Raw genomic sequence first — 16,690 nt, forward strand, 5'->3', positions numbered from 1 at the left:
ACCGTCGGAAGCCAGGGTATTCAGCACTTGGCTAACAGTTGCATGGCTGGCTTGAGCCTGTGGTGCAGCTTGTTCACGGGCTGGCAACGCGTAGGCATTGGCAGCCAGGACGGCAAGGGTGAGGCTGAGGATTAATTGGCGTTTCATGATCGGTTGCTCCGTAGGAGGGCGATAAAGTGGGTACGAAGCTAATGCTACTCTTGCAAAATCGATATAAAAGTTCATAAGCACAATGTTAATAATCAACGGAATTGATGGTTCTACCCAAACCCCTCTAGATCAAGGCTTACAGCGCGTTACCTTTGCTCCGCAATGGGTATTTTCGACTCACTGCCGCGCCACATGGGGGCATGCAGTGAACGAAAAGCTGGCGGATTGGTCAGGACCGTTGATTCCCAGCCCGGGTCGATTAATGGTTTTTGGTGTTAAACCTTGTCGGGCGTTTGTGGGTCGTACAGGCATAATGCGTCGATTTTTGGACGCTCAGTCGTTCTAGGAGCCCCGTGCAATGACGCGCACTCGAAAGATTCTTGCCTGGACCGGCGCCAGCCTCGTCCTCCTGCTGGCCGTGCTGGTCGCCGTCATCGCCCTGTTCGATTGGAACCGGGTCAAACCGCCGATCAATGCCAAGGTCTCTGCCATCCTCCATCGGCCCTTCGCCATCAATGGTGATTTGTCCCTGCGCTGGCAGCGTGAAGCCGACGAGGGCGGCTGGCGGGCCTGGGTGCCTTGGCCGCATCTGATCGCCGAGGACCTGACCCTGGGCAATCCCGACTGGTCGAAGAACCCGCAGATGGTCACGCTCAAGCGGGTCGAGCTGCGCCTCTCGCCGCTGCCGCTGCTGGCGCAGCAGGTGGTGATCCCGCGTATCGACCTGACCGAACCCAATGCCAACATTGAACGCCTGGCCGATGGCCGCGCCAGTTGGAGCTTCCAGTTCGACCCCAAGGACCCGAATGCCGAACCGTCCAACTGGGTGGTGGATATCGGCGCGATTGGCTTTGACAAGGGCCATGTCACCTTCGATGACCAGAGCCTGAAAGCGCACCTGGACCTGGTGATCGACCCGTTGGGCAAGTCGATTCCGTTCGGCGATATCGTCGGTGACAAGGCCGCGAAAAAGGCTCTGGAGAAAGGCGCTGCCCCCCAGGACTATGCCTTTGCGCTGAAGGTCAAAGGCCAGTACCACGGCCAGAACCTCGCCGGCAGCGGCAAGATCGGCGGCTTGCTGGCCTTGCAGGACGCGGCCAAACCGTTCCCGGTCCAGGCCGACGTGAAGATCGCTGACACCCGGATCGCCGTCGCCGGGACCCTGACCGACCCACGCAATCTCGGCGCCCTCGACCTGCGCCTGACGCTGTCGGGCACCAGCCTGGGCAACCTCTACCCGCTGACCGGCGTCACCCTGCCGGATTCGCCAGCGTATGAGACCGACGGTCATCTGATCGCCAAACTACGGGATCCCGCCGGGGCCGCGTTCACCTACGAGAAATTCAACGGCAAGATCGGCACCAGCGATATCCACGGCGACCTCACTTATCTGGCGAGCCAGCCGCGGCCCAAACTCAGTGGCACCCTGGTCTCCAATCAACTGCTGATGACCGACCTGGCGCCGTTGATCGGCGCCGACTCCAACGCCAAGCAGAAGGCCCGTGGCGGTGAAAGCAAACAGCCGGCGGACAGGGTGCTGCCGGTGGAAGAGTTCCGCACCGAGCGCTGGCGCGATATGGATGCCGACGTGGAATTCACCGGCAAGCGCATCGTCCATAGCAGCGAATTGCCGTTCACCGACCTATATACCCACCTGGTGCTCACCGACGGCGAGCTCAGCCTTGAACCGCTGCGTTTCGGCGTGGCCGGTGGCAAGCTCGACGCACAGATCCGCCTCAACGGCCGCACCACGCCGATGCAGGGCCGGGCCAAGCTGACGGCGCGCAACTTCAAGCTCAAACAACTGTTCCCCACCTTCGAGCCGATGCAGACCAGCTTCGGTGAACTCAATGGCGATGCGGATATTGCCGGCACCGGCAACTCGGTGGCGAAGTTGCTCGGCACCTCCAATGGCGACCTGAAGATGCTGGTCAACGATGGCGCTATCAGCCGTGGCTTGATGGAGATCGCCGGGCTTAACGTGGGCAACTACGTGGTCGGGAAAATCTTTGGCGACAAGGAAGTGAAGATCAATTGCGCGGCGGCGGACCTGGGGATCAAGAGCGGCCTGGCGACCACCCGGTTGTTTGTCTTCGATACCGAGAACGCAATCATCTATATCGATGGCACGGCCAACTTTGCCAGCGAGCAGTTGGACTTGAAGGTTACGCCGGAGTCCAAGGGTTTCCGCTTGTTGTCCTTGCGCTCGCCCTTGTATGTGCGGGGCAAATTTATCAAGCCCGATGCAGGCGTGCAGGCGGTGCCGTTGATGTTGCGCGGCGCCGGCATGGTCGCCCTGGGCCTGATTGCCGGGCCGGCGGCGGGGCTGCTGGCGTTGGTGGCGCCCAGCGGCGATGTGCCGAACCAGTGCGCGCCGTTGCTGGAACAGATGCGTGCGGGCAAGGCACCGAAGACGGTGAAGGGCTGAAAGCGTGGCGTGATACCGGCTGGCCGGCTCGCCACAATGCATTTGTCATCTTCAATGCCGATGCTTTGACCTTCGCAGTGCTGCCGGGCTTTGGCTTTTGACCTTCAGGGACGCTCACGGGATGCCGCAAGAACTTGCCACACGTTATCCGCTGGTGCTGGTGCCGGGCATGCTCGGTTTTGTCCGCCTGGTGTTTTTTCCCTATTGGTACGGGATTGTGCCGGCCTTGCGCCGTGGTGGCGCGCAGGTATTTCCGGTGGCGGTCTCGCCGCTGCATTCCAGCGAGGTGCGTGGCGAGCAATTGTTGGCGCGGATCGAGCAGATCCGCCGCGACACCGGGGCCGACAAGGTCAATCTGATCGGCCATAGCCAGGGCGCATTGACCGCCCGTTATGCGGCGGCGAAACGGCCGGAGTGGGTGGCCTCGGTGACCTCGGTCGCAGGTCCTAACCATGGCTCGGAATTAGCGGACTATTTTGACAAGCATTACCCACGTGAGGGGCTGCCGGCTCGTCTGCTCAGCCTGGTGCTTTGTATGGTGGCGCGGGTGATGGGATGTCTGGACACGGGCCATTACGGGCTGAGGCTGCCGATGGACCTGCCGGCGTCACACCAGTCGCTGACCAGCGAAGGGGTTGCGCTGTTCAATCTGCAATACCCGCAAGGGTTGCCGCAGAGCTGGGGCGGGCAGGGCGATGAACTGGTGAATGGCGTGCGTTACTACTCCTGGTCCGGGATCTTGCAGCCCGGGATCACGGATCGCGGGCGCAATCTGTTCGATGGCACCAACCGCAGTTGCCGGCTGTTTGCCAAAACCTTCGTGCGCGAGGCCGGGCAGTGCGATGGCATGGTCGGCCGTAACAGCTCGCATTTGGGAACGGTGATCGGCGATGACTATCCGCTGGATCACCTCGATATCGTCAACCAGTCGTTCGGGTTGGTGGGCAAGGGCGCGGAGCCGATCCGGTTATTTGTCGAGCATGCGCGGCGGTTGAAGTTGGCGGGTGTCTGAAGCGAGGTGTTCAACGCTGAATGCCCTGTCGCAGAGAGTGAAAATGCCATTGCTGGCAGCGGTACTGGCACGTATTTCAGGGTGTAAAAGCGGCAGCTATTCGGCGGGGCGCTGGACTATAGTTCGGTGGTCATCGACGAATCGGTGACCGGTCTTAGCCGATCGAAATACATGCTATTGGATGCACAAGCGCCTCCAGTACAATGCGGGCGCTTTTTGTCGCTTTGCGTTTTGCTATGGCGGCTGTGCGCGGGACATCTTCGGGTGTGCCGGGTTGTCCCAAAGTATGTCCCGGTCGGCTAACCCGCGTGCAGCTGCCACCCTCACTTGTTTAGCCGCAAAAGGGTGGTCGCTATTCAGCCTACATACTTTGGATTTGAATCATGACCAATTTCCGCCCGCTACAAAGCAACCTCACTGACGCCCCGGTGCTCTACCTCAAGCTCGATGTCCCGGTGCGCAACCTCTATGAATTTGCCATACAGCGCCTCAAGGCAGCTCGCGACCTGAGCCACAGCCTGACCTGCATGAGCATCGGCAATACCTGCGACCGCGATCTCCAACACTTCGCCTCAGCGGCCTATCTGTTGTTACAGGATGGCTGCGATGCATTGGATGCAATGCAGGGTTGCTTCACGGATCGTCAGCCAAGCGCCTTGCAGGCCTGATCCGAAAAACGCGGATCTGAAAACACCACACAAACCTGTAGGAGCGTGGCTTGCCCGCGAAGCTTTTAGCGATCTTGAGGGCCCCTTCGCGGGCAAGCCCTGCTCCTACAAGGGACCGCGCCCGGTCTTGCCGAGCATCTGGTGTGCCCGAAAATCTTCCAAACAGGAGGCCAGACACTATGTCGAAAACATCGAAAACTGACTGGGAGCACCTGGCCAAGCTGAACGACCAGGATATCGACACCAGCGAAATCCCCGAGCTGAGTGAAGACTTCTTCCGCAGTGCCGAATTGCGCTTGCCTGCGATGGGGCCCTGGAGGCTTGAGTCGCCCGTAATGACGCCATCGCCGGCAAGCCAGCTCCCACAAGGGATCGCACCCGGTCTCAATCGTGGAAAACCATGCTCCGCGTTTCCCCCATCAACAGCGCCTGATTGCGCTCCGTCACATCCCGAATGTAATCCCACAACAAGGTAATGCGCTTCAACTTGCGCAGATCTTCCCGGCAGTACATCCAGAACTGCCGGGTGATATTCACTTCATCCGCCAGCACCGGCAGCAGCCTCGGGTCCTGGGCCGCGAGGAAACACGGCAGGATTGCCAGCGCCCGGCCCTGCTGCGCCGCGACGAACTGCGCAATCACGCTGGTGCTGCGCAAGTTGGCCGTGGCATTCGGCAGGGCATTGGCCAGGTACAGCAGCTCATTGCTGAACGCCAGATCATCCACATAGCTGACAAACCGATGCCGCCCCAAATCACTGGCACGGCGGATCGGCGGATGCTGGTCCAGATACTCCTGGGTCGCATAGAGCTGTAGCCGGTAGTCGCACAGCTTGCAGCATACATACGGACCATGCTCCGGGCGCTCCAGCGCGATAACGATATCCGCCTCGCGCTTGGACAAACTGATGAAGTGCGGCAACGGCAGGATATCGACGGAAATCGCCGGATACGCGTCGACGAAATGGCTCAACTGCGGGGTGATGAAAAAACTGCCGAACCCTTCCGTGCAGCCCATCCGCACATGCCCCGACAGCGCCACGCCAGACCCCGAGACCTGCTCGCAAGCCATGTGCAAGGTGCTTTCGATGGACTCCGCATAGCCCAGCAAACGCTGGCCCTCGGCGGTCAGCACAAAACCGTTGGTCCGGGATTTTTCGAAGAGCAAGGTGCCTAGCGCACCCTCCAGTGAGCTGATGCGGCGCGACACCGTGGTGTAGTCCACCGCCAGGCGCTTGGCCGCGCTGCTGGCCTTGCGGGTACGGGCGACCTCGAGGAAAAACTTCAGGTCGTCCCAGTTCAATGAACCCAAAGACGTGATGTTTTTTTGCATGTTGGTCCGGTTTTTATGTGCATTCTTATTAGAAGAACGCACATCTATACTCCAAAAACAGTCCAGTCACCATGCTCGGGCACTGCCTCGCCCGCTACGGATTCGGCCCCACAATAATTCAGGAGACTTCAATGAACGTTTCTCTCAAGCCCGACACCACTCTCAAGACCGCCAAGCTGCTGATCAATGGCGAGTGGGTCGAATCCCAGACCAGCGAATGGCACGACATCGTCAACCCGGCGACCCAGGAAGTCCTGGCCAAAGTCCCGTTCGCCACCGCCGCTGAAGTCAACGCCGCCATCGACGCCGCGCACCGCGCCTTCCAGACCTGGAAGCTGACCCCCATCGGCGCGCGCATGCGCATCATGCTCAAGCTGCAAGCGCTGATCCGCGAGCACTCCAAGCGCATCGCCGTAGTCCTCAGCGCCGAGCAGGGCAAGACCATTGCCGACGCCGAAGGCGATATCTTCCGTGGCCTGGAAGTGGTGGAACACGCCTGCTCCATCGGCACCCTGCAGATGGGTGAGTTCGCCGAAAACGTCGCCGGCGGTGTCGACACCTACACCCTGCGCCAGCCCATCGGTGTCTGTGCCGGGATCACCCCCTTCAACTTCCCGGCGATGATTCCGCTGTGGATGTTCCCGATGGCGATTGCCTGCGGCAACACCTTCGTCCTCAAGCCGTCCGAGCAGGACCCGCTGTCGACGCTGCTGCTGGTGGAGCTGGCGTTGGAAGCCGGTGTACCGCCAGGCGTGCTCAACGTGGTGCATGGCGGCAAGGAAGTGGTGGATGCGCTGTGCACCCACAAGGACATCAAGGCTGTTTCCTTCGTCGGTTCGACTGCCGTCGGCACCCATGTCTACGACCTCGCCGGCCGCCACGGCAAGCGCGTGCAGTCGATGATGGGCGCGAAGAACCATGCGGTGGTGCTGCCCGATGCCAACCGTGAACAAACCCTCAATGCCCTGGTCGGTGCCGGTTTCGGCGCGGCTGGCCAGCGCTGCATGGCGACTTCGGTGGTGGTGCTGGTGGGCGCGGCGAAACAATGGTTGCCGGACCTCAAGGCCCTGGCGCTGAAACTCAAGGTCAATGCCGGCAGCGAGGCGGGCACCGATGTCGGTCCGCTGATTTCCAAGCGCGCGAAAGAGCGTGTGCTGAGCCTGATCGAAAGCGGTATCAAGGAAGGCGCCAAGCTGGAGCTGGACGGTCGCGATATCCAGGTGCCGGGCTTCGAGCAGGGCAACTTTGTCGGCCCGACCCTGTTCTCCGGGGTGACCACCGATATGCAGATCTACACCCAGGAAATCTTCGGCCCGGTGCTGGTGGTGCTGGAAGTCGACACCCTCGACGAGGCGATCGCCCTGGTCAACGCCAACCCGTTCGGCAATGGCACTGGCCTGTTTACCCAGAGCGGCGCCTCGGCGCGCAAGTTCCAGAGCGAAATCGACGTCGGCCAGGTCGGCATCAATATCCCGATTCCGGTGCCGGTACCCTTCTTCAGCTTCACCGGTTCGCGCGGTTCCAAGCTCGGTGACCTCGGTCCGTACGGCAAGCAGGTGGTGCAGTTCTACACTCAGACCAAGACGGTCACCAGTCGCTGGTTCGACGATGACAGTGTCAACCATGGTGTGAACACCACCATCAATCTGCGCTGAGCGAGGAATCTGCCATGAAGATTGCATTTATCGGCCTGGGCAATATGGGCGCGCCGATGGCGCGCAACCTGATCAAGGCCGGGCACAGCCTGAATCTGTTCGACTTGAACAAGACCGTATTGGAAGAGTTGGCAGCCCTCGGCGGGACCATCAGCGAATCGCCGAAAGTTGCCGCTCAGGGCAGCGAATTGGTGATCACCATGCTGCCGGCCGCTGCCCATGTGCGTAGCGTCTGGTTGGGCGAGGACGGTGTGCTGGCTGGTATCGGTCGGGGCATGCCGGCGGTGGATTGCAGCACCATCGATCCGCAGACCGCCAAGGATGTCGCGGCGGCGGCGGCCAGGCAGGGCGTGGCGATGGGCGATGCGCCGGTGTCCGGCGGGACCGGCGGTGCGGCGGCCGGGACCCTGACCTTTATGGTCGGGGCTTCCCAGGAGCTGTTCACCACCCTGCAGCCGGTGCTGGCGCAGATGGGCCGCAATATCGTCCATTGCGGCGAAGTGGGCACCGGGCAGATCGCCAAGATCTGCAACAACCTGCTGCTGGGCATTTCCATGGTCGGGGTCAGCGAAGCCATGGCCCTTGGCGCGGCGCTGGGGATCGACACCCAGGTGCTGGCCGGGGTGATCAACAGTTCCACCGGACGTTGCTGGAGTTCGGAGACTTATAACCCCTGGCCGGGGATCGTCGATACGGCGCCGGCGTCGCGTGGCTATACCGGTGGTTTCGGGGCCGAGTTGATGTTGAAGGATCTGGGGCTGGCGACGGAAGCGGCGCGTCAGGCGCATCAGCCGGTGGTGCTGGGCGCGGTGGCGCAGCAGCTTTACCAGGCGATGAGTTTGCGTGGGGAAGGGGGGTTGGATTTCTCGGCGATCGTCAATTCCTATCGCAAACCCTAGGTGTGTGAGGGGCTCCTGCGGCCTTCCGGTAAACGCCGCCTCAGGGCATGACACGAACCTGTAGGAGCGTGGCTTGCCCGCGAAGGGGCCCTTGAAGGCGCCAAAAGCTTCGCGGGCAAGCCCTGCTCCTACAGGTCTTCAGTGTTCTTGAGGGCTTGGGCAGGGCCGGATCCGCACACCTGTCCGTCCATGACGCGTAGAATCATCTCCCTGAAAATGCTTTCGAGGTGCGGGTGGTGGATCTACAGCAGGGTTTTGTCCTGACCCGGCATTGGCGCGACACCCCCACGGGCACGCAGGTCGAGTTCTGGCTGGCCACCGACAACGGTCCCCGGCATGTCCGGCTACCGCCGCAACCCTCCGTCGCTTTCATTCCCGTCGCCCATCGCCAACGTGCCGAAGCCTTGCTGCGTGGTGAGCGTGGAGTCGAGTTGCGTCCCCTGGAACTGCTCGACTTCCATCATCGCCCCATCCTCGGCCTGTATTGCCAGCAACATCGGCAACTGATGAATATCGAGAAGCTGCTGCGCAAGGGCGGCGTCGATGTCTATGAAGCCGATATCCGCCCGCCCGAGCGCTTCCTGATGGAGCGCTTTATCACCGCGCCGGTCCAGTTCGGCGGCACCGCCAACGTTGACGGCCCGCTGCTCGATACCCAGATGAAACCGGCGCCGGGCTATCGCCCGCGCCTGAAGCTGGTATCCCTGGATATTGAAACCACCATGCAGGGCGAACTGTATTCCATCGCCCTGGAAGGCTGCGGCGAGCGCCAGGTGTACATGCTGGGACCGGCCAACGGCGATGCCACCCAGGTGGATTTCAAGTTCGACTACCGTGACACCCGTGCCGGCTTGCTCGAGGCCCTGAACGACTGGCTGGCCCTGCACGACCCTGACGCGATCATCGGCTGGAACCTGGTGCAGTTCGACCTGCGGGTCCTGCACGAGCACGCTGAACGCCTGAAGGTGCCGCTGCGCCTGGGACGTGGCGGCGACGTCATGGGCTGGCGCGACAACGGCGTGCGCAACACCCACTACTTCGCGGCCGCCGCCGGCCGCTTGATCATCGACGGCATAGAGGCCCTGCGCTCGGCCACCTGGAGCTTTCCTTCCTTTAGCCTCGAATATGTCGCGCAACACCTGCTGGGCGAGGGCAAATCCATCGACAACCCGTACCAGCGCATGGACGAGATCGACCGCATGTTCGCCGAGGACAAGCCCGCCCTGGCGCGCTACAACCTCAAGGACTGCGAGCTGGTGACGCGGATCTTCGACAAGACCCAGTTGCTGACCTTCCTGCTCGAGCGCGCCACGGTCACCGGTTTGCCCACCGACCGCAGCGGCGGCTCCGTGGCGGCGTTCACCCACCTCTACCTGCCGTTGATGCATCGCCAGGGCTTTGTCGCGCCGAACCTGGGGGAGCGCACTCCCGAAGCCAGCCCCGGCGGTTTTGTGATGGACTCGCGGCCCGGCCTGTACGAATCGGTGTTGGTGCTCGATTACAAAAGCCTCTATCCGTCGATCATCCGCACCTTCCTGATCGACCCGGTGGGGCTGGTGGAAGGTTTGCGCCATCCCGACGACAGTGACTCGGTTCCCGGCTTTCGCGGGGCGCGTTTCTCCCGTACGCGGCATTGTCTGCCGGCCATTGTCGAGAGCGTCTGGCAGGGCCGGGAGACGGCCAAGCGCGAACACAATGCGCCGCTGTCCCAGGCGCTGAAAATCATCATGAACGCTTTCTACGGCGTGCTCGGTTCCAGCGGCTGCCGCTTCTTCGATACGCGCCTGGCGTCGTCCATCACCTTGCGTGGCCACGAGATCATGCGGCGGACCCGAGAGTTGATTGAAGCCCAGGGCTACGCGGTGATCTATGGCGACACCGACTCTACCTTCGTCTGGCTCAAGCGAGCCCACAGCGAGGAGGACGCCGCACGGATCGGCCGCAACCTGGTGGCCCAGGTCAACCAATGGTGGCGCGAACACCTGCAACAGGAGCTCGGGCTGGACAGCGCTCTGGAGCTGCAATTCGAAACCCACTTCAGCCGCTTCCTGATGCCGACCATTCGCGGTGCCGAGGAGGGCAGCAAGAAACGTTATGCCGGGTTGGTAACCCGTGCCGACGGTACCCAGGAGATGATCTACAAGGGCCTGGAAACCGTGCGCAGCGACTGGTCGCCCCTGGCCCAGGACTTCCAGCAGGAGCTGTACCGGCGGATCTTCGACCGGATGCCGTATCAGGATTATGTACGTGACTACGTGCGCCGGACTCTGGCGGGCGAACTGGACGACCGGCTGGTCTATCGCAAGCGCCTGCGCCGCCAGTTGGGCGACTACCAGCGCAATGTGCCGCCCCATGTGCGGGCGGCACGCCTGGCCGATGAGTACAACGATGCCCAGGGCCGGCCCCGGCAGTACCAGAACGGTGGCTGGATCAGCTACGTGATCACCCTGGCCGGCCCCGAGCCGCTGGAGATACGCCGCGCGCCGATCGACTACGACCACTACATCACCCGGCAGCTACAGCCGGTGGCGGATGCGATCCTGCCCTTTGTCCAGGACGATTTCAGCACCCTGATCGGCGGGCAGTTGGGGTTGTTCTAAGCGTCGCCTTCAGAGGCTGAAGCGCGCCACCAAGCGATGCATATCGGCCGCCAGTCGCGACAGTTCGGTACTCGCCACCGAGGTCTGCTGGGCGCCGGTGGCGCTGTGCACGGACAGATCGCGAATGCTCGTCAGGTTGCGGTCCACGGTGCGTGCCACTTCAGCCTGCTCCTCGGAGCCGGCGGCGATGCGCAGGTTCATCTCGTTGATCTGGTTGATCGCCGTGGAGATTTCCGTCAGCGCGGCGCCCGCTTCGTGGGCGATGCGCAGGGTGTCCTGGGCTTCCTGGCAACTGTCCTGCATGGCGCCGGTGACCTGCTCGGTGCCCTGGCGAATGCGCTCGATGATCTGCGAGATTTCCCCGGTCGACTGTTGGGTGCGCCCGGCCAGCGCGCGCACCTCGTCGGCCACCACCGCAAAGCCACGGCCCTGCTCGCCGGCCCGGGCGGCCTCGATGGCGGCGTTGAGGGCCAGCAGGTTGGTCTGCTCGGCGATGGTGCGGATCACTTCCAGAACCTGGCTGATGTCCTGGGACTGCGCCGCCAGTTGCTGGACGTCACCGCTGGTGCTTTGCACGGTGGCGCTGAGTTTTTCGATGGCGGCGACAGTGTGCATCACCCGGTCCGAGCCGACATTGCTCGACTGGCCGGATGAGCGCGCCGCGTCCGAGGCCGTAGCGGCATTGCGGGCCACGGCGTCGACGGCGATGGTCATCTGGTTCACCGCCGTGGCGGCCTGTTCGATTTCCTGGTTCTGGCGTTGCAGGCCGCGACTGGATTCGCCGGTCACGCTGCTCATCTGTTCGGCGGCCGACGCCAGTTGCGTGGACGAATCGCCGATCAGGCGGATGGTCTCGCGCAGGTTGTCCTGCATGGTCCTGGCCGATTTCAACAGGGTCGAGAGCTCGTCCTGGCCCTCGATCACGATCTCGCTGCGCAGGTCGCCACGGGCAATGGTGTCGTTGATCGTCAGCGCGTATTTCAGTGGTTCGACGATGCTGCGGGTGAAGAAAAACGCCAGGGCCAGCGTGGCGAGGGCGGCGACGATGATCAGCGCGACAATGACGTTGAAGCTGTTGTGGTAGGTCTGGTCGGAGTCCCGGCCGGACTGCCTGGCGCCGTCGATATTCAACTGCACCAACTGGTCGATCGCTTGCTGCATCTGTTTGTTCAGGGGGATCTGCTCGTCGAGCAGGGCGGCGGCTTCGGCGTACTGGCCTTTCTGGCTGAAGTCGATGCAGCTGTCGGCCAAGCGCGTCAGGCGCTGGATACCGTCGCTGACCACCTTGAACAGTTGGCGTTCCTGGTCGCTGCTGATGTAGGCGCTGTAACTCTGCAGTTGAGTGAGCAGATCGGCGCGCAGGGTGCGGATGTTCTGCACGGTAGCGTCATGGTTGGGGGAGTTGGTCTGGGCGATCAGTCGACGGCTTTCCAGCAGCAGCTTCAGGCCCGTGGCATTGACCCGGTCGGCGGCGATAACGCCCGACATGGAGTGCTCTTCCAGTTGCGCGGCCAGACCACGGATCGACTTCATGTTCGACAGGGAGAACAAGCCGAGGATGACCAGCAGCAAGGTGATGGCAGCGAAGCTCAGGGCGGAGCGCACAGGGATCTTGAGGTTCCTCAACAGCATGACGAACGGCTCCTGGATAGGGTCGATGAGGGAAGGGGGCTGGAAGCGGGGTGGGTTTTTTCCGAATGTTGCGATACTGGCATAGTAATGTTGCCGCCCACAGAACGTGATGATTGAATTAACTAATCAGGCTGATAGCTTTCCGGTCGGGGGAGTGGCCCGGTGCCGGAAGCAGGCTCCAGCAGGCACCAGATTGGCGCAACGGTTGCACCGGACTCGCGCCTGGGCGCTATCAAACGGCGACACCCGTATCGTCCAAATACTCTTCAGCAGGATTTCGAACCCAAAAAGGGATCGGAAAGCCCTTGCCCGAAAAATAAGCGTCTACGCTGATCGAACACTTCAATGAACAATTTTATTCATTGGATGTATCCATTTTTAAAACCTTCAGTTGTACCAATCGGAAAGTCTCCAGGCAGCACCGTCATTTCAAGGTCAGATTTGTGAGCGTCCATCAGGCAGCTCATGGTTTTTCTGGCGCGTATTTTGCTGATGCGTGTTTATCAGGCTTGCGGTTGTGGCCAATCTTGCATGCATGTGTATTCAAAATAACGCCAATCAGAATGCGAAAAATCATGGGAGTCACCCCGATGTCTATCGATGCAAATCAGGTCCCGGTGGTCGTCATCACCGGCGCGCACGCCCAGCTCTACAACCAGGACCTGGCGCCCACGGCGCCGGAGGGGCGCACCTGGGGGACGTTCAGCCTGTTCTCGATGTGGATGTCCGACGTTCACTCGGTCGGCGGTTATACCTTTGCCGCCAGCCTGTTCTTTCTCGGGCTGACGGGCTGGCAGGTGCTGCTCTCGATGGTCGTCGGGATCACCATCGTCTACTTCCTGATGAACCTGATCGGCAGGCCGTCGCAAAAGTACGGCATTCCGTTTCCGGTGGTCGCGCGCATGTCTTTCGGCGTCCGCGGCGCCAATCTCGCCGCGGTCGTGCGGGGAATCGTCGGTATCGTCTGGTATGGGGTACAGACCTATTTCGCCTCCAAGGCGGTGCAGGTGCTGGTGATCGCGATGCTGCCCTCGGCGGCGGAGTTCACCCATAACAGCCTGCTGGGGCTGTCCACGCTGGGCTGGATCAGCTTCGCCTTCATGTGGTTTTTCCAGCTGGTGATCTTCCTGGCCGGGATGGAAACGATCCGCAAATTTATCGATTTCTGCGGCCCGGTGGTCTACGTGGTGATGTTCGCGCTGGCCGGCTGGATGATCTCCAAGACCGGCCTGGACAGCTTCTCGATGCAGTTCTCCGACAAGCACTTCACGGGCCTGGAGTCGATCGGCCTGATGGCCAGTGCCGCGATGCTGATCGTCGCCTACTTCGCCGCGCTGCTGCTGAACTTCGGCGACTTTTCCCGTTTCGCCAAGAGCGAAGCGGTGATGAAAAAGGGCAACTTCTGGGGCCTGCCGGTGAACTTCATCGTTTTTGCGATCATCACGGTGATTGTCACGGGCGGTTCGATGAAGGTCTTCGGGGAGGCGATCATGGACCCGGTGCTGATTGTCGAGAAAATCAATAACCCCCTGGTGTCGATCATCGGCGCGCTCACCTTTATCGTCGCCACCATGGGCATCAATATCGTGGCGAACTTTGTCTCGCCGGCCTATGACATCGCCAATCTGGCGCCGCAGAAAATCAACTTCAAGCTGGGCGGCTTGATCACTTCGATCCTGTCGGTGCTGGTCTGCCCATGGCTGTTTGTCTCGAGTCCCCAGGCGATCACGATATTCGTCAGTATCTTCGGTGCCGTGCTGGGGCCGATGTTCGGCATCATGGTCGCCGACTACTATCGGGTGAAGCGCCAGGTCATCAAGCTGGAGGATTTGTACACGCTGTCGCCCGAGGGTTCGCTGTATTTCGAGAGCGGCTGGAACAGCAAGGCCCTGTTCGCGCTGATCGTTTCGGGAAGCCTGTCGATCGGCCTGGCGTTGCTGGGCGCATTCGGCTTGATTTTCAATGTCGGTGACTGGGGATGGCTGATCGGTGCCGGCAGCGGGGCGATCGTTTATGTGCTGGCCAATCGTAGGGCGGCGGCTGTTTCAGCGCTCGGCGAAACAGTCTAGAGGGGCTGGGTGAAACGACGGGCAGGGTTATCCGTCGTTTCACCCGCGGCCTGTTCCGGCTGGCGGAATCAGGCGAAGACGAAGTACTTGCGCACGGTTTCCACCACTTCCCAGGTGCCTTTCATCCCGGGCTCGATCACGAAGATATCGCCGGCGCGCAGGTGGATCGGCGCCAGGCCGTCCGGGGTGATGATGCAGTAGCCTTCCTGGAAGTGGCAGTACTCCCACTTCAGGTACTCGACCCGCCATTTGCCCGGGGTGCAGATCCAGGTGCCCATGATCTTGCTGCCGTCTTCGCTGGTGTAGGCGTTGAGGTTGACGGTGTGCGGGTCGCCCGCCAGTTTTTCCCATTTGCAGGCATCGAGGACCGGCAACGGGTGGGTATCGCGCAGAACGGTGATCGGTGGATTGGACATGCTGGGCTCCGGGCGCAGGTTCTTGAGGAAGCCTGCACCCTAGCGGTCGTCGGCACCGGGCAGTTGTCCAGGTTCGACATCGACCTGCCCATGAGCGCATAACGCATCGAGCAAGGCGCGGGCATAACCCGGCAGGTGTTCGAACGAGCGGGCGCACAGCAGCAGCTTGCGTCGGGCCCAGGGCTCGGGCAACGAGCGGCTGACAAAGGCCGTCGCACCCGGCCAACGATCCAGGGTTGCCTGGGGCACGATGCCGGGACCCGCACCGCGCGCGACCATGCGCAACACCCCGTCAAAGCCGTCGGCCCGTACCCGCAGTTGCAGGCGCATTCCCAGGTGCAAGGCCTGTTCTTCCAGGTAGGCGGCGAGGGCGCTGCCGGCGGGCAGACCGACCTGTTCGTGGCGCAAGGTATCGCTGAAGCGCAGGTGCGATTGTTCCGCCAAGGCGTGGCCGAGGGGAATCGCCACCACCAGCGGATCATCGCAAAAGGGTCGGGTCTGCAAGTCCCGGGTATCCACCGCGTCGGAGACGATGCCGAGCTCCGCCGCGCCCTGGCTGATGGCGTGGACAATTCGCAGGCTGGGCAACTCCTGCAGGTCGAGGTCGATATGCGGGTGGTTGCACAGAAAGTCCGCGAGCCGTTCCGGCAGGTATTCGCTGATCGCGGCGCTGTTGCCCAGCAGGCGGACCTGGCCTTTCACGCCGTGGGCGTATTCGGCGAGGTCCTGGCGCAGGCGTTCGGCCTGTTGCAGCATCAGCCGGGCATGCTGGGCCAATGCCTTGCCGGCGGGTGTGGGGGTGACGCCACGGCGGCCACGCTGGAAGAACGGCGTACCAAGGGAGGTTTCCAGAGCCCGTATCCGTGCACTGGCGGCCGGCAGCGACAGGTGGCTGCGCGCCGCCCCGGCGGTGATATTGCCGGCGTCGAGGATATTCAGGTACAGCCTAAGGTCGATCAGGTCGAAGTGCATGCTCAGCCTCTCTCTTTGCAAGAGGCTAGCTCAATGCATGACAGATTTTCAAACTCGCCGCCCGGGTCCAGTCTGTCGGCATGAATACATTCCTCGAGTTTTACCAAAGCCTGGGCCTGGCCCTTTCCCTGCTGGTGCTGGGCACCTTTCTGCTGGCGGGCATGGTCAAGGGGGTGATCGGCCTCGGGCTGCCGACGGTTGCCATGGGCCTGCTTGGCCTGGCTATGGCCCCGACGCAGGCTGCGGCGCTGTTGATCCTTCCCGCGACCCTGACCAATGTCTGGCAACTGGCGGCGGGTGGGCACCTGTCGACCCTGCTCAAACGGCTCTGGCCGATGTTGCTGGCGATCTTCCTCGGCACCGGCGCCGGCACGTGGTGGCTGGGTGGGGTGGAGGGTGGCCATGGGATGGTGCGGGGATTGGGCGCCGCCTTGCTGTTGTATGCCTTGAGTGGCCTGTTTCTGCCGACGCTACGGGTGGGGGCGCGGACGGAACGCTGGTTGGGTCCGGCCTGTGGGCTGGTCACGGGCATCATCACCTCGGCCACCGGTGTGTTCGTGATTCCCGCCGTGCCTTACCTGCAAGCGCTGGGCTTGAACAAGGATGAGCTGGTGCAGGCGCTGGGCCTGTCGTTCACTGTCTCGACCCTGGCGCTGGCCCTCGGTCTGTTCTGGCGTGGGGCGCTGGGAGAGGGGGCCCTGGGGGCCTCATTGCTGGTGTTGCTCCCCGCGATCCTCGGCATGCTGTTCGGGCAATGGCTGCGCCAACGGGTCAGCGCCACGCTATTCAAGCGGGTGTTCTTTATCGGCCTGGGCCTGCTGGGTGGGCATCTGCTGATCGGCGGCTGATGGTTTGAA

Annotated in this window: 12 protein-coding genes and 1 pseudogene; 9 read left to right on the top strand and 4 right to left on the bottom strand. The window is 62.1% G+C overall.

Annotation, left to right across the window (positions count from 1 at the left end; all coding sequences use genetic code 11):
• Positions 1 to 508: 508 nt before the first annotated feature.
• The 4 genes and pseudogenes from M5B42_RS23235 to M5B42_RS23250 form a co-directional block, all read left to right on the top strand.
• Entirely contained in the window at positions 509 to 2,578 is a 2,070-nt protein-coding gene (locus tag M5B42_RS23235) for an AsmA family protein (RefSeq protein ID WP_248747143.1), read from the top strand.
• 121 nt (positions 2,579 to 2,699) lie between these two features.
• Positions 2,700 to 3,590, top strand: coding sequence for a triacylglycerol lipase (locus tag M5B42_RS23240; RefSeq protein WP_248747144.1), 891 nt, complete (start codon positions 2,700 to 2,702; stop codon positions 3,588 to 3,590).
• A 383-nt stretch (positions 3,591 to 3,973) separates the two neighbouring features.
• Positions 3,974 to 4,258, top strand: coding sequence for a hypothetical protein (locus tag M5B42_RS23245; protein ID WP_100939664.1), 285 nt, complete (start codon positions 3,974 to 3,976; stop codon positions 4,256 to 4,258).
• Between the two features lie 179 nt (positions 4,259 to 4,437).
• Positions 4,438 to 4,560: pseudogene (locus M5B42_RS23250) on the top strand (3-oxoacyl-ACP synthase); the annotation flags it as partial.
• Positions 4,561 to 4,642: 82 nt separating this feature from the next.
• Here M5B42_RS23250 and M5B42_RS23255 read toward each other — a convergent pair.
• Complete coding sequence (locus M5B42_RS23255) at positions 4,643 to 5,590, bottom strand: LysR family transcriptional regulator (RefSeq protein WP_103496134.1); 948 nt, start codon at positions 5,588 to 5,590, stop codon at positions 4,643 to 4,645.
• Between the two features lie 131 nt (positions 5,591 to 5,721).
• On the opposite strand from M5B42_RS23255, the gene M5B42_RS23260 reads away from it, so the two are divergent.
• The 3 genes from M5B42_RS23260 (at position 5,722) to M5B42_RS23270 (ending at position 10,744) form a co-directional block, all read left to right on the top strand.
• Positions 5,722 to 7,245, top strand: coding sequence for a CoA-acylating methylmalonate-semialdehyde dehydrogenase (locus M5B42_RS23260; protein WP_103496135.1), 1,524 nt, complete (start codon positions 5,722 to 5,724; stop codon positions 7,243 to 7,245).
• Between the two features lie 14 nt (positions 7,246 to 7,259).
• Positions 7,260 to 8,144, top strand: a complete 885-nt coding sequence (gene mmsB / locus M5B42_RS23265; RefSeq protein WP_248747145.1) for a 3-hydroxyisobutyrate dehydrogenase — start codon at positions 7,260 to 7,262, stop codon at positions 8,142 to 8,144.
• A 236-nt stretch (positions 8,145 to 8,380) separates the two neighbouring features.
• Positions 8,381 to 10,744 carry a DNA polymerase II gene (locus M5B42_RS23270; protein ID WP_248747146.1) on the top strand — a complete coding sequence of 788 codons (2,364 nt, stop codon included), beginning with the start codon at positions 8,381 to 8,383 and terminating at the stop codon, positions 10,742 to 10,744.
• A gap of 9 nt (positions 10,745 to 10,753) precedes the next feature.
• Here the strand turns inward: M5B42_RS23270 and M5B42_RS23275 are convergent, their stop codons facing one another.
• Positions 10,754 to 12,376 (bottom strand): methyl-accepting chemotaxis protein, encoded by a 1,623-nt coding sequence (locus M5B42_RS23275; RefSeq protein WP_248747147.1) that lies wholly within the window; start codon positions 12,374 to 12,376, stop codon positions 10,754 to 10,756.
• 590 nt (positions 12,377 to 12,966) lie between these two features.
• Here M5B42_RS23275 and M5B42_RS23280 point away from each other — a divergent pair.
• The gene (locus M5B42_RS23280) at positions 12,967 to 14,445 is read left to right on the top strand and encodes an NCS1 family nucleobase:cation symporter-1 (protein ID WP_248747148.1); all 1,479 of its coding nucleotides are present in this window, start codon (positions 12,967 to 12,969) and stop codon (positions 14,443 to 14,445) included.
• Positions 14,446 to 14,513: 68 nt separating this feature from the next.
• On the opposite strand, the gene M5B42_RS23285 is transcribed toward M5B42_RS23280, so the two are convergent.
• The gene (locus M5B42_RS23285) at positions 14,514 to 14,861 is read right to left on the bottom strand and encodes a cupin domain-containing protein (RefSeq protein ID WP_103496138.1); all 348 of its coding nucleotides are present in this window, start codon (positions 14,859 to 14,861) and stop codon (positions 14,514 to 14,516) included.
• Positions 14,862 to 14,900: 39 nt separating this feature from the next.
• A complete protein-coding gene (locus tag M5B42_RS23290; protein ID WP_248747149.1) occupies positions 14,901 to 15,833 on the bottom strand; it encodes a LysR family transcriptional regulator in 933 nt (310 codons plus the stop codon).
• An 80-nt stretch (positions 15,834 to 15,913) separates the two neighbouring features.
• On the opposite strand from M5B42_RS23290, the gene M5B42_RS23295 reads away from it, so the two are divergent.
• Complete coding sequence (locus M5B42_RS23295; RefSeq protein ID WP_248747150.1) at positions 15,914 to 16,681, top strand: sulfite exporter TauE/SafE family protein; 768 nt, start codon at positions 15,914 to 15,916, stop codon at positions 16,679 to 16,681.
• Positions 16,682 to 16,690 lie beyond the last annotated feature (9 nt).

This window comes from Pseudomonas sp. MWU12-2037 (genome assembly GCF_023242345.1).
GTDB lineage: Bacteria > Pseudomonadota > Gammaproteobacteria > Pseudomonadales > Pseudomonadaceae > Aquipseudomonas > Aquipseudomonas gingeri_D.

Coding starts and splice junctions, on each gene's coding strand:
- M5B42_RS23235 (WP_248747143.1), top strand. CDS start 509: ATGACGCGCACTCGAAAGATTCTTGCCTGGACCGGCGCCAGCCTCGTC.
- M5B42_RS23240 (WP_248747144.1), top strand. CDS start 2,700: ATGCCGCAAGAACTTGCCACACGTTATCCGCTGGTGCTGGTGCCGGGC.
- M5B42_RS23245 (WP_100939664.1), top strand. CDS start 3,974: ATGACCAATTTCCGCCCGCTACAAAGCAACCTCACTGACGCCCCGGTG.
- M5B42_RS23255 (WP_103496134.1), bottom strand. CDS start 5,590: ATGCAAAAAAACATCACGTCTTTGGGTTCATTGAACTGGGACGACCTG.
- M5B42_RS23260 (WP_103496135.1), top strand. CDS start 5,722: ATGAACGTTTCTCTCAAGCCCGACACCACTCTCAAGACCGCCAAGCTG.
- mmsB (WP_248747145.1), top strand. CDS start 7,260: ATGAAGATTGCATTTATCGGCCTGGGCAATATGGGCGCGCCGATGGCG.
- M5B42_RS23275 (WP_248747147.1), bottom strand. CDS start 12,376: ATGCTGTTGAGGAACCTCAAGATCCCTGTGCGCTCCGCCCTGAGCTTC.
- M5B42_RS23280 (WP_248747148.1), top strand. CDS start 12,967: ATGTCTATCGATGCAAATCAGGTCCCGGTGGTCGTCATCACCGGCGCG.
- M5B42_RS23285 (WP_103496138.1), bottom strand. CDS start 14,861: ATGTCCAATCCACCGATCACCGTTCTGCGCGATACCCACCCGTTGCCG.
- M5B42_RS23290 (WP_248747149.1), bottom strand. CDS start 15,833: ATGCACTTCGACCTGATCGACCTTAGGCTGTACCTGAATATCCTCGAC.
- M5B42_RS23295 (WP_248747150.1), top strand. CDS start 15,914: ATGAATACATTCCTCGAGTTTTACCAAAGCCTGGGCCTGGCCCTTTCC.